Below are 11,936 nucleotides of genomic sequence, written 5' to 3'. Positions count from 1 at the left end.
AATGGCGTCGCGGCCCTTTTACTATCTGTCGCTTAAGCCGAATGGTAAGTCGGCAGCGCAAAGCGGTTCTGGCTTTGCAGCATCGAAATTTGCGGCAACTCGCTGGCTTGTTCGGCCAAGTCACGGCGAATGGCGCTGATGACCCAGGTCAGTTGGTCGGCTGTGTGCAGTTGCTGGTACGAAATCGAGCGCTTGACCTGTTTGCCTTCGCTATTGCGCAGAGTCAACAGGATGCCGCCGTCGGGACGTGGCTGAGTGGTGACGTCGTAGTTGGAAAATACTGAAGCGAATTTGTCTTGGATCAGGCTCATGTCTATCAGCTCCGTTGGCTTAAGTTGGCAAGCATGGAGTGATAGGTGCAGTGATTGTGCCAGTATTGCCAGTATTAAAAAATCCTTATAAATCAGCTACTTATAAAATTTTTGAATTTTCATTTTCGTGCAATTTGCATGAATGGCCATCGTGCATCCTGCATTTTGCGTTGTCTGGCCGAGGTTTTTTTACGGGCAGTGGTAATACTATGAAGATACTGACCGTCTTTTTCGCGGGAAAATTCCATTCCGTGACCGGACTACCAATGGGATACAAAACTTTTCAAATCCCGCATGTACAGCCCGGGAAGGGCTGACGTATTTTCCGGTAAGTCATTCGGCGAATTCCCTCATGGGCGCCGAGTTTCCGGCCCCGACCAAGAATAAGAAAAAGGACGTTCCGCCATGAGTCACCAGCAAACCGACCTAATCACCTGGCGCATGATGCTGCGCAAGGTGCCCGCTATCGTTAGGGCGCTCCCAAGGGTTGTTCGCGGCATGCGCGCAGCCAATGTCACCGACCCAACGCAGCCCTGCGGCTTGGCCTGGCATTTCGAGCAAGCGGCCTTGCGTAACCCGCACGGTGCCGCGCTGCTGTACGGCGACAGCGTGATCAGCTATCGCGACGCCAACCAGCGTGCCAATCGCATCGCCCATTTCTTGCATGCCCAAGGCATTCGCAAGGGCGACGTGGTGGCGCTGTTTATCGAAAACCGTCCCGAACTGCTCTTGAACGTGCTGGCCGTGGCCAAGCTGGGCGGTATCTGTGCCATGCTCAATACCTCGCAGACCCAGGCCCCGCTGGTGCACAGCCTGACGCTGGTCAACCCGGTAGCCATTGTGGTGGGGGCGGAGTTGCTGAGTGCCTACGCAGCAGTGCGTGAACACGTGCAGATCCGTGCCGAGCGGACCTGGTTCGTGGCTGATCAACCCGGTACTGAGGCTCCCCAGGGCTATATCGACCTGATGGCCGCGAGTGCCGAAAGCCCGGTCGACAATCTCGCGAGCTCTGCGCAGATTTTCTTCAACGACCCCTGCTTCTATATCTACACGTCCGGCACCACCGGCTTGCCCAAGGCCGGCATCATGAAGCACGGGCGCTGGACCAAGACCGCCGTGAGCTTCGGCAGCATCGCCCTGGACATGGGGCCGCAGGACGTCCTCTATTGCACCTTGCCGCTGTACCACGCCACCGGCCTGTGTGTGTGCTGGGGCTCGGCCATTATCGGTGCTTCCGGCTTCGCCATTCGGCGCAAATTCAGCGCCAGCCAGTTCTGGGACGATGCGCGCAAGTTCAACGCGACCACCCTTGGCTATGTCGGTGAGTTGTGCCGCTACCTGCTTGATCAGCCGCCCAGCGCACAGGATCGCGATAATCGCGTGACCAAGATGGTCGGTAACGGCTTGCGTCCCGGGGTGTGGGCACAATTCAAGCAGCGCTATGGCGTCGAGCATATCTGCGAGCTGTATGCCGCCAGCGACGGCAATATCGGCTTTACCAACGTGCTGAATTTCGACAACACCATCGGCTTTTGCCTGCAGCACTGGGCGCTGGTGGATTACGCCCACGACACGGGTGAGCCGCTGCGCGCCAGCAATGGGTTCATGCTCAAGGTGCCCACCGGCGGGCAGGGCCTGTTGTTGGCGCGCATCGATGAAAAGTCGCCTTTCGACGGCTATACCGACCCGGAAAAGAATCGCAAGGTAGTGCTGACGGACGTGTTCAAAAAGGGTGACCGCTACTTCAATACGGGCGACCTGGTGCGCAGTATCGGTTTTGGTCATGCGCAATTTGTCGATCGCCTGGGCGATACCTATCGTTGGAAGGGCGAAAACGTCTCGACCACCGAAGTGGAAAACGTCCTGCTGCAACACCCGCAGATTGCCGAAGTGGTGGCATATGGCGTCGAGATTGAAAACACTAACGGCCGCGCAGGCATGGTCGCCATCACTCCCAGCGAATCCCTGGCCGCCCTGGATATGCGCGAGTTGCTGCAATTCGCTCATGGCCAGTTGCCGCATTATGCGGTGCCGCTGTTCCTGCGGATCAAGGTGAAGATGGAAACCACCGGCACCTTCAAATACCAGAAAGTGAAACTCAAAGAGGAGGCATTCGACCCGGACAAGGCCGGCAATGATCCGGTCTACGCCTGGTTGCCGGGTTCGGACAGCTACGTGCCGGTCACCGGGCAATTGTTGGCGCAGATCCAGGGCGGGCAGTTCCGTTATTGATTCTGGCTATGGCGGCTTTTGACAAAAAAGCCATGACACTGGGGAACTCCATCGCGACACTGGGCGCCTTATCCAGTTACATAAGCCGCATCAGGAAGGAGCCCCCATGTCAGATCAGCCTAAACAAATGACCAAAGATGAAGCTGCCGAATTCGCCGAGCAGGTCTTCGACGTGGCCCGCAAAGGCGACGCCGCCATGCTCGCTGCACTCTTGGCCAAGGGCTTGCCGGCCAACTTTCGTAATCACAATGGCGACACCTTGTTGATGCTCGCGGCCTACCATGGCCACGCCGAGGCGGTAAAGGTGCTGCTGGAATTCAAGGCCGACCCCTTGATCGCCAACGACAAGAACCAGTTGCCGATTGCCGGGGCGGCGTTCAAAGGCAACCTGCCGGTGGTCAAGGCGCTGATCGAAGGGGGGACGCCGGTTGAGGCCGCGTCGTCGGACGGGCGTACGGCGCTGATGATGGCCGCGATGTTTAACCGCGTTGAAATGGTTGAGTACCTGCTAGGCCAAGGTGCCAACCCCAAAGCCACTGACGCTCAGGGCGCAACCGCGCTGGCGGCGGCGCAGACCATGGGGGCGGTGGATACGGCGGCGCAGTTGCAGAAACTGGTGTAGGCTACGCGCCCTTTAAAACCCGCCCGCCACAGGACCACCTCATGAAAACCGCCCTCGTCGAACTCCTCAGCAAAATCAGCGCCGGCGTCATGAGCGACGACGAGGTCGCGCGTATCGCCGACGAAGCGGCCCAGGCCTATGCGGACCCGCTGGCGTTTCTGGCGGCCAATCCGGATATCAACTATGACGACACCTTCCCTATCTCACTGGGAGAGTGGGTGGTGGTCGGTAGCCTGCCGGACACGGTATTGTTCCAGGCCGATACCTATGTCGACCTGTTTGCCCAGATCGTCGCGTCGTTCGGCCCGGATGTGGCGTTCAACCTCAAGCCCAAGCAACTGGCCAAGGCCGAAGACCTGACCGCGCTGAACCGCATCCAGATCCAGATGAGCGCCTTGAGCCCGGAAGACGGCGGCTATGTGTTGATGAACTTCAGCCAGTTGTTGGACGACGAGATCCAGGCGGTGTTGGTGTTTGGCAACGACCTGCCACGAGTGCTGGAACTGTGCGCCGAAGTGGGTATCAAGGCCGAGCCGTCGCTGGAAGCGTTGAAGATCGCTGTGCACGTCTGAAATAAAACGGAACCCCCGCCAAGGCTGGCTATCCTACAAGTGCATGCCCTCACTTAGGAGCGACACCATGGGTTCCACTTTTAATGGCCTGATTGGCCTGATCATCCTCGCGCTGGATATCTGGGCGATCATCAACGTGTTCAAAAGCGGCGCGAGCACGGGCGCCAAAGTGCTATGGATCCTGCTGATCCTGCTGTTGCCAGTACTGGGCCTGATCATCTGGGCGATTGCCGGGCCACGCGGTAACGTGCGGATCTAAGCACCTCACTTTCTTTGGAGTGAGCACAGTTAGTGTGGGAGCGGGCTTGCTCGCGAAAGCGGTGTATCAGTATCAGATGTTTTGACTGACACACCGCATTCGCGAGCAAGCCCGCTCCCACATTGCTTTTCACTGCATCAATTAGTTTTATGTGTCGAAAGTATTCGGTGCACAGAATTTTCACATCTTATCCAAGACAATTCGCCGGCTTTATCTCCCTGCCAAGGCTCTGACTCCAATGCTTTTAAAGGCAGGATCGTGGCGCACGTTCAGTAATTAATAGCCTTGCCGGGCTTGATCGGGCACCATTTGTGCCACCGCGTTAACCGCCTACCCCAGCCAGCCTGGGCGAGGGACGGACGCCACTGCATTATTTCGCAACTTAAACTTCCAATGGGTCCTAAAACGACATGGCAAACCCGGACGCCCTGAATCAGCAGCGAGCTTCAAATCGCCTGCTGCAACCGACCGTCAAATCCCATCTGGCTTACACGCTGCTTTGCGCATTGGTCATGATGGTGATGTTCTCCCTGCTACGCCTGGCGTTGCTGGTCTACAACCGCGAGATGATCCTGGATACGCCCGCCTCGACGTTCCTGGAAGCGTTCGCCAACGGCCTGCGCCTGGACATTCGCCTGGTGATGTACCTGCTGATCCCGCTGCTGCTGGCGTTGTTCAGTGTGCGGGCCATGGCGGCACGTGGCTTCTTCCGTGTGTGGCTGACCGTCGCGTCGAGCATCGCCTTGTTCCTGGGCTTGATGGAGATGGACTTCTACCGTGAGTTCCACCAGCGCCTCAACGGCCTGGTCTTCCAGTATGTGAAGGAAGACCCGAAAACCGTGATGAGCATGCTCTGGTACGGTTTCCCGGTCGTGCGCTACCTGCTGGCCTGGGCCGTGGGTACGCTGATCCTGAGCATGGCCTTCAAAGGGGCAGACCGGGCAACGCGCCCACGCGGCCCGTTCAGTGGCGGCACTATCAGTACGCGCCAGGTGGCACCGTGGTACAGCCGCATCGCCGTGTTCGTGGTCTGCCTGCTGGTCGCTGTGGTCGCCATCCGTGGCACCCTGCGCCAGGGGCCGCCGTTGCGTTGGGGTGATGTGTACACCACCGATTCCAACTTCGCCAACCAGTTGGGCCTCAATGGCACCCTGTCGCTGATCGCCGCGGCCAAGGCGCGGTTCGGTGAAGACCGTGCCAACATCTGGAAAGCCACCCTGGAGCAGCCGCTGGCCACCCAGACCGTGCGCGACATGCTGGTGTTGCCGCAAGAGAAGCTGGTGGATACCGACACTGCTGCCGTGCGCCGTGACTTCACGCCACCGGCCGAGAAAACCCTGCCGATCAAGAACGTCGTGGTGATCCTGATGGAAAGCTTCGCCGGTCATTCGGTGGGCGCATTGGGTCGTCCGGGCAATATCACGCCGTACTTCGACAAGCTGACCAAGGAAGGCTTGCTGTTCGACCGCTTCTTCTCCAACGGCACCCACACCCACCAGGGTATGTTCGCCACCATGGCTTGCTTCCCGAACCTGCCGGGTTTCGAATACCTGATGCAGACGCCGGAAGGCAGCCACAAACTGTCGGGCTTGCCGCAGTTGCTCAGCGCCCGTGATTTCGACGATGTGTATGTCTACAACGGCGATTTCGCCTGGGACAACCAGTCGGGCTTCTTCAGCAACCAGGGCATGACCAACTTCATCGGCCGCAATGACTTCGTCGACCCGGTATTCTCCGACCCGACGTGGGGCGTATCCGACCAGGACATGTTCAACCGTGGCCTGGAAGAATTAAAGGCCCGTGAAGGCGGCAAGCCGTTCTACGCGCTGCTGCAAACCCTGTCCAACCACACGCCGTACGCTTTGCCGACGCCATTGCCGGTTGAGAAAGTCACCGACCGTGGCAGCCTCAATGAGCATTTGACGGCGATGCGCTACTCCGACTGGGCCTTGGGCCAGTTCTTTGAAAAGGCCCGTAAAGAGCCGTACTTCAAGGAAACCCTGTTTGTGGTCGTAGGCGACCACGGCTTCGGTAACGAGCAGCAGATCACCGAGATGGACCTGGGCCGCTTCAACGTGCCGATGCTGTTGATTGCACCGGGCATGCAGGAGAAGTTCGGCGAGCGTGACCACACCGTGGGCACTCAGATCGACATCGTGCCGACCATCATGGGCCGCCTTGGCGGCGACACCCTGCACCAGTGCTGGGGCCGTGACCTGCTGAACCTGCCGGAAGGCGACAAGGGCTTCGGCGTGATCAAGCCGTCAGGCAGCGACCAGACCGTGGCCTTGCTTACCGGTGACCGCGTGCTGGTATTGCCAAAAGAAATGCCACCCAAGTTGTGGGAATACACCTTGGGCGCCGAGCCGACTGGCAAGGTGATCCCGGAATCGCCGGACGAGGCTGCACTCAAGCAAAAACTCGAGTCGTTCTTGCAAACCGCTACCAAGAGCCTGCTGGATAACACCGCAGGTGTCGTGGATGGTAAGCCGGACTGATTGACCGGCAATAAAAAAGAGGCCTTCTAGAAGGCCTCTTTTTTTTGCGGCATTCGCCCGGGCCGCAGTGCGCAGGACGCGGTTTTGGCGGCTCAGCACCACGTGTTCTCAGGGTGCAGAATGGTGGTAGATGTTGATCTGGAGAAGTTCTTCGATCGGGTTGACCACAATACTTTGATCGATCGTTTGGGCAATCGGATTGCGGATCGGTCGGTTATCCGGCTGATTCGGGCGTATCTGGATGCAGGAACGCTGATCAATGGCGAGGTCGAGAAAAGCCGCTGCGGGGCGCCACAAGGCGGCCCACTGTTGCCGTTGCTGACGAATGTGCTGCTGGACGAAGTGGACCGGGAGCTTGAGCGCCGAGGCCATTGTTTTGTGCGCTATGCCGACGATGCGAATGCGTATGTTCGTAGCCTCAGTCCGGCGATGAGTCAGTTTCTGGAGTCGGGCAAACACCCTTTTGGCTATCGCTGCGTTGGCGAAATGCAGGCCCTGTGGGAAATGGTGTTCACCCGGCCGCCCAAGGTTCCAGCTTTTCTGGCGAGGGCGCTGGCGAACAAGGGGGCACAGCGCTATGAGAAAATTGGAAAAATACTAGGGGACTTCAAGGATGCCGGACTGTACCCGCTTCAACCGCGATTGGCGGACGTTCAAGCCAAGACATTGGTGGTGTGGGGGAGCAATGATCGGGTCTTTGATGTTTCGTGCTTGTACGAGGTCCGCCGGCTTTTGCCACAGGCCAGTATTTGCATTATCGAGGATGCGGGGCATGTACCCTACCTAGAGTATGCCGAGCAAACCCTGCAGGCTATCCAGCGGTTTCTTGCAGGGGCTCAGGCGTTGCCTGACCCTGTATGAGAGCGCCTGTAAACCTTAGGTAATTGAGGTTGACCCCTATTGAACCTATGAGTAGTATCCAACGGGTATTCAGGAATCACTCCTGCAATGCCCTCAAGACACAGGAAGTCTTAAATGTATTACCGACTATCAGTGCTGAAGAGCTCCCTCGGATCATCCTCCGAGTCCAACACTGCCCATCTTTCGGTTTTCAAAAGCAATATCTGGCGTCGCTAATCCAGCAACCGCCGGTGTCTTGCTGCCTGTTTCAGTCAAACACCCCCTTATTGGTAATTCATTAATAGCCGAGCGCTGTTGTTCGATTTTTCGTGGCTGTTCCCACGAGAATCGTAATACGCGAATGGTGCGCTGAAGTTTTGTCTCTTTTTGAGTAAGTACTTTTGCGGGCCCTAGTGGGCGCGTGGCTGATGAATCCTTCACATCAATAATTAGCCGGCTGAACTACCAGACAGCATGAGGCGTCGCCCTGCGCGCTCGATTCTCTGCTGTGTGAGCCTGTTATCAATAAAAAGGAGTTATATCATGCGTGGGATAACCACACCCGTGAGCGTTCAACTACATACTGAACGTTTGAAATGCGACCCGCTTGTAGTCTATGAAGCGGCGACAAAAGTACTCGGTGCCGATAAAACCTTCATTCTCGAATCGCTGTCCGGCCCCAGCCGGGATCGCAAGGCGACAATAATCGGAATAGAACCCCTGTTGGCGGTAAAGATTTATGAGGGGTATGCAACACTCGAAGCTAATGAGCAACTGCTCAGTTATTTAAGAAGTGCATTGTCGGCACAGGAAATAGTTCTGGATGACCAAGGGCGTATAAGTATTCGTTCGAACGATGCGGTATGGAATTTGCTGCGTGCGTTACAAACGCCATTTGAAGTTCCGCGTCAGACTAACCCCAGCCTCGCTTTTTTTGGCTATCTCTCTTATGACTGTGTTCGGTTTGTCGAGGATATTCCCGACCTCACCGAGCGAACCAATGATTATCCGATCATTGCCTTGACCGTGTTTCAGACGCTGGTGTACTTCCACGCCAATGGAACAGTGGACGTCATGGTTAACAACAGTCCACTCTGGAAATCCTGTAGCACCGATGACTACGTTGCGCTGCTGGCGGACGCTAAGGGTATCCCGGCTGTTGACTCGCCGATTATTTATCCATCGGCCACGGTCGCGCGCGATACGGTGCAAAAGGAGCAGTTCCTTAGTTGGGTCGACAAGGCGCTGGAGCACATTCGCCAAGGTGATATTTATCAGATCCAGTTGGGTCATGAGGTGCAGGTGGATACGCCGGTCAAACCCTTTGACGTGTATCGGGCGCTGCGCAGGAACAATCCGTCTCCCTACATGTATTTGGCCAACCTGGGTGGCGTTGACCTGATTGGCGCAAGCCCCGAGCTATTTGTTCGCATCAAGGACGATCTGATCGAGATGAGGCCCATCGCCGGTACCGTGGGCAAAACCCCTGGCATACCGTCCAGCGAGCTGATCCTAAGCATGACGCGCTCTGAAAAAGAGCGGGCTGAACATTTGATGCTGGTGGATTTGTGCAGGAACGACATTGGTCGTGTCTGCCAGCCAGGTTCACTTGAAGTCGATGAGTTAATGTTGGTCGAGGAGTACTCCCACCTTTATCACATGGTCTCCAACGTGCGTGGCTTATTGCGAAAAGGCTTCGACGCCTTTGACGTGATCAAGGCTTCTTTCCCCGCGGGAACCATGACCGGTGCCCCAAAAATACGTGCGATGCAGATTATCGAAAGCATGGAAAACAATCGTCGTGGGATATATGCCGGAGCAGTCGGCTTGATCGGATTCGACGGCAGCATCAACACAGCTTTATGCATTCGCTCGGCGGTTCATAAAGACGGTACTTATTACCTGCGTGCGTCGGCGGGCGTGGTGGCCGACTCGGTTCCGGATAAAGAGTGGACCGAAACCTTCTACAAAATGAGCTCTGTCTATCGTGCGGTTACTGGAAAGGAGATGCTGCAATGAAAGTTTTTCTGATTGATGCCTACGACAGTTTTGTATTCATTATCAGCCAGTATCTTGAACAGCTTGGACTGGAAACCCATGTGGAGCGCAATGATGTTCCAAATTTGATCGAACGAATCGAAGCGTATGCGCCAGACTTTTGTGTCTTGGGCCCAGGGCCTGGGCATCCACAGGATGCGGGGTACATTGAAGTAATCCAACATTTTAAAGGGGGACTGCCGATATTGGGCGTCTGTTTGGGGCATCAAGCCATCGGTCTGGCGTTTGGCGGGGCGGTCATTCGAGCCTCCCATGTCATGCATGGCAAGATCAGCATCATCGATAACGATGGGCGAGGTGTCTACACCCATACCGGGGGGCGTTCGATCAAGGCGACTCGCTACCACTCGCTGATTATTGATAACCAGGGGCTGCCCGGTGAACTGGCAGTGACGTCCACCTCGACGGATGATGGATACATCATGGGTGTACGGCACGCTGACTACCCCATAGAGGGTGTCCAGTTCCATCCCGAAAGTATTTTGACGGAGGACGGCATTGGAATATTCAAGAGTTTTATAGAACAACACTGTCGCCAAGCAGGATTGTAAGCGGCGCACAGCGGGTCGCTTGTTCAGTGGCCCGTTTTTAATTGAGCTGTATCAAAAAAGCTTCTATGAGTGGCAGGGACTCATCTTGGATGACTTATTTTGGATAAGCAAGAAGATGTAATCCTGAGGATCAATTTCAAAGAGGTATTGGATGACTTTTCCGTGCTGGCCAGCGACTTGCACCGGCGAGATTGGGAAAGCCATCTGCGCAAGGTGCTGCGTCGTATTGGCTATCAAAGCTATTTGCTGAGCTTGGGCCCTTCGACCACCAGTGACCTTTTTAACAGGATCATGACGACCTATTCTTCCGGCTGGGTCAGGCGGTACAAGGATGGGAATTTCATTCAGGTGGACCCGATAATCAGGCATTGCCACCATCACTTCGCGCCCCTTTTCTGGGGATTGGCGCGCAGACAGGCGCGAGGCCGTTCCAATCAGCTCTGGATTGGTGCGACTCTCATAACCTCAATCTCTCGAGCCGCCCGGTTCGGACCCGCATGCCGGGTGGTGTGGCAGGGGCACGGTCTTATGAAGACCGCCCCCTATTCCGATGCATTTCAAACGCTCGGCGTTTATATCCGGCCGAGCAACAACAGCACCAGCAGGACCACCAGCACGACACCCAGAATACCCGACGGGCCATAACCCCAGTTACGTGAGTGCGGGAATACAGGCAGGCCGCCAACCAGCAGGAGGATCAGGATAATGATCAGAATGAGGCTCATGGTTTTTTCCTTATAGATCTTGTGCCAAGACCGGTTATTAAATAACGCGCCCATTTAATTAAATACAGACGCCTTAACAACTCCGACCGTCTCACTCGATAGAAAATTCAGTGTTTTCTTAAAGCATTTTGTTCAGTGGGTTATTTCTTTTAACTCGTGCGCAAATCCATCTTAACAGTTGAAGTTTATTGAACTTAGTCTATAGGCAGGCATCCGACCGAGCCCAAGGTTTGCCTGGGGCATTCATCAATCTGATGGTGCGTGGGTGCAGGAAAAACCTTCGCTACACTGCCGGTCACTTCTTTGGTGAACCACAAGGCTACTTCCTATGCAAAACCGCATGATGATCACTGGTGCCGGGTCCGGCCTGGGTCGTGAAATCGCTCTGCGCTGGGCCCGGGAGGGTTGGCAGTTGGCTTTGTCCGATGTGAGCGAGGCCGGTCTGCAGGAAACCCTCAAGCGGGTACGCGAGGCGGGTGGTGACGGGTTCACCCAGCGCTGTGACGTGCGTGACTACAGTCAGCTCACGGCCTTTGCCCAGGCCTGTGAGGTGAAGCTGGGCGGCATCGATGTGATCGTCAACAATGCTGGCGTGGCCTCGGGGGGCTTCTTCGCCGAACTGTCCCTGGAGGATTGGGACTGGCAGATCGCAATCAACCTGATGGGCGTGGTCAAGGGCTGCAAGGCATTCCTGCCGCTGCTGGAAAAGAGCAAGGGCCGCATCATCAACATCGCCTCCATGGCCGCGCTGATGCAAGGCCCCGCCATGAGCAACTACAACGTGGCCAAGGCCGGCGTGGTGGCGTTGTCGGAAAGCCTGCTGGTGGAGCTCAAGCAGCAGGAAGTGGGCGTGCATGTGGTGTGCCCGTCGTTTTTCCAGACCAATCTGCTCGATTCCTTCCGTGGGCCAACCCCGGCCATGAAGGCGCAGGTAGGCAAATTGCTCGAGAGTTCGCCCATCTCGGCGGCCGATATCGCCGAGTACATTTACCAGCGCGTGGCTGAAGGCGAATTCATGATCCTGCCCCATGAACAGGGGCGCATGGCTTGGGCGTTGAAGCAGAAAAACCCGCAATTGCTGTATGACGAAATGACGCTGATGGCCGACAAGATGCGCGCCAAAGCACAAGCCGTTAAAGGCTGATTCGGGGTAGGTCTGTCAGGTAAATTACCAGTCTGTGTAGGTTGTGACTGATTTACCAGCAAGGCATTGCCGGTGCTTCTTCAAGCGCGCATGGTCAAGGTCCTGTCACTCGAAAAGGACAACC

General features: G+C 56.2%; 12 protein-coding genes and 1 pseudogene. 11 read left to right on the top strand and 2 right to left on the bottom strand.

Annotated elements, in window-relative coordinates:
* Window positions 1-32: 32 nt before the first annotated feature.
* A complete protein-coding gene (locus tag FRT59_RS09405) occupies window positions 33-311 on the bottom strand; it encodes a DUF3509 domain-containing protein (protein ID WP_003172952.1) in 279 nt (92 codons plus the stop codon).
* Window positions 312-716: 405 nt separating this feature from the next.
* Here FRT59_RS09405 and FRT59_RS09400 point away from each other — a divergent pair, with 405 nt between their 5' ends.
* The 10 genes and pseudogenes from FRT59_RS09400 (at window position 717) to FRT59_RS27210 (ending at window position 10,588) form a co-directional block, all read left to right on the top strand.
* Window positions 717-2,543 carry a long-chain-acyl-CoA synthetase gene (locus tag FRT59_RS09400; protein ID WP_034116969.1) on the top strand — a complete coding sequence of 609 codons (1,827 nt, stop codon included), beginning with the start codon at window positions 717-719 and terminating at the stop codon, window positions 2,541-2,543.
* 106 nt (window positions 2,544-2,649) lie between these two features.
* On the top strand, window positions 2,650-3,165 hold the full coding sequence (locus tag FRT59_RS09395; RefSeq protein WP_153871038.1) for an ankyrin repeat domain-containing protein: 516 nt from the start codon (window positions 2,650-2,652) through the stop codon (window positions 3,163-3,165).
* Window positions 3,166-3,206: 41 nt separating this feature from the next.
* A complete protein-coding gene (locus FRT59_RS09390; RefSeq protein ID WP_153871037.1) occupies window positions 3,207-3,737 on the top strand; it encodes a hypothetical protein in 531 nt (176 codons plus the stop codon).
* A gap of 67 nt (window positions 3,738-3,804) precedes the next feature.
* Window positions 3,805-3,996 (top strand): PLDc N-terminal domain-containing protein, encoded by a 192-nt coding sequence (locus FRT59_RS09385; protein WP_003172956.1) that lies wholly within the window; start codon window positions 3,805-3,807, stop codon window positions 3,994-3,996.
* Between the two features lie 410 nt (window positions 3,997-4,406).
* Complete coding sequence (locus tag FRT59_RS09380; RefSeq protein WP_034116966.1) at window positions 4,407-6,494, top strand: LTA synthase family protein; 2,088 nt, start codon at window positions 4,407-4,409, stop codon at window positions 6,492-6,494.
* A gap of 48 nt (window positions 6,495-6,542) precedes the next feature.
* Window positions 6,543-6,911: pseudogene (locus FRT59_RS09375) on the top strand (reverse transcriptase domain-containing protein); the annotation flags it as partial.
* Window positions 6,912-6,923: 12 nt separating this feature from the next.
* Complete coding sequence (locus tag FRT59_RS09370) at window positions 6,924-7,355, top strand: alpha/beta fold hydrolase (RefSeq protein WP_052224532.1); 432 nt, start codon at window positions 6,924-6,926, stop codon at window positions 7,353-7,355.
* 522 nt (window positions 7,356-7,877) lie between these two features.
* On the top strand, window positions 7,878-9,353 hold the full coding sequence (locus FRT59_RS09365; RefSeq protein ID WP_153871036.1) for an anthranilate synthase component I family protein: 1,476 nt from the start codon (window positions 7,878-7,880) through the stop codon (window positions 9,351-9,353).
* Window positions 9,350-9,943 carry an anthranilate synthase component II gene (locus FRT59_RS09360; RefSeq protein ID WP_034116964.1) on the top strand — a complete coding sequence of 198 codons (594 nt, stop codon included), beginning with the start codon at window positions 9,350-9,352 and terminating at the stop codon, window positions 9,941-9,943. Before FRT59_RS09365 ends, FRT59_RS09360 begins: the two co-directional genes overlap by 4 nt.
* A gap of 162 nt (window positions 9,944-10,105) precedes the next feature.
* Window positions 10,106-10,588 (top strand): autoinducer binding domain-containing protein, encoded by a 483-nt coding sequence (locus FRT59_RS27210; protein WP_318533318.1) that lies wholly within the window; start codon window positions 10,106-10,108, stop codon window positions 10,586-10,588.
* Here FRT59_RS27210 and FRT59_RS09350 read toward each other — a convergent pair.
* Window positions 10,516-10,668: a DUF3309 family protein gene (locus FRT59_RS09350; protein ID WP_015885095.1), complete on the bottom strand. Its 153-nt coding sequence runs from the start codon at window positions 10,666-10,668 to the stop codon at window positions 10,516-10,518. The two genes, FRT59_RS27210 and FRT59_RS09350, sit on opposite strands and share 73 nt — an antisense overlap.
* A 328-nt stretch (window positions 10,669-10,996) precedes the next feature.
* Here FRT59_RS09350 and FRT59_RS09345 point away from each other — a divergent pair, with 328 nt between their 5' ends.
* Window positions 10,997-11,812: an SDR family oxidoreductase gene (locus FRT59_RS09345; RefSeq protein WP_034116962.1), complete on the top strand. Its 816-nt coding sequence runs from the start codon at window positions 10,997-10,999 to the stop codon at window positions 11,810-11,812.
* Window positions 11,813-11,936: the final 124 nt, after the last annotated feature.

It is taken from the genome of Pseudomonas haemolytica, assembly GCF_009659625.1.
GTDB classification, from domain to species: Bacteria; Pseudomonadota; Gammaproteobacteria; order Pseudomonadales; family Pseudomonadaceae; genus Aquipseudomonas; species Aquipseudomonas haemolytica.
This window is presented reverse-complemented; position numbering and strand designations above follow the sequence as displayed.

What these genes read in the sequence shown, in the direction of transcription:
- FRT59_RS09395 (WP_153871038.1), top strand. Translation starts at nt 2,650, where the DNA reads ATGTCAGATCAGCCTAAACAAATGACCAAAGATGAAGCTGCCGAATTC.
- FRT59_RS09385 (WP_003172956.1), top strand. Translation starts at nt 3,805, where the DNA reads ATGGGTTCCACTTTTAATGGCCTGATTGGCCTGATCATCCTCGCGCTG.
- FRT59_RS09400 (WP_034116969.1), top strand. Translation starts at nt 717, where the DNA reads ATGAGTCACCAGCAAACCGACCTAATCACCTGGCGCATGATGCTGCGC.
- FRT59_RS09405 (WP_003172952.1), bottom strand. Translation starts at nt 311, where the DNA reads ATGAGCCTGATCCAAGACAAATTCGCTTCAGTATTTTCCAACTACGAC.
- FRT59_RS09350 (WP_015885095.1), bottom strand. Translation starts at nt 10,668, where the DNA reads ATGAGCCTCATTCTGATCATTATCCTGATCCTCCTGCTGGTTGGCGGC.
- FRT59_RS09370 (WP_052224532.1), top strand. Translation starts at nt 6,924, where the DNA reads ATGAGTCAGTTTCTGGAGTCGGGCAAACACCCTTTTGGCTATCGCTGC.
- FRT59_RS09380 (WP_034116966.1), top strand. Translation starts at nt 4,407, where the DNA reads ATGGCAAACCCGGACGCCCTGAATCAGCAGCGAGCTTCAAATCGCCTG.
- FRT59_RS09360 (WP_034116964.1), top strand. Translation starts at nt 9,350, where the DNA reads ATGAAAGTTTTTCTGATTGATGCCTACGACAGTTTTGTATTCATTATC.
- FRT59_RS09365 (WP_153871036.1), top strand. Translation starts at nt 7,878, where the DNA reads ATGCGTGGGATAACCACACCCGTGAGCGTTCAACTACATACTGAACGT.
- FRT59_RS09345 (WP_034116962.1), top strand. Translation starts at nt 10,997, where the DNA reads ATGCAAAACCGCATGATGATCACTGGTGCCGGGTCCGGCCTGGGTCGT.
- FRT59_RS09390 (WP_153871037.1), top strand. Translation starts at nt 3,207, where the DNA reads ATGAAAACCGCCCTCGTCGAACTCCTCAGCAAAATCAGCGCCGGCGTC.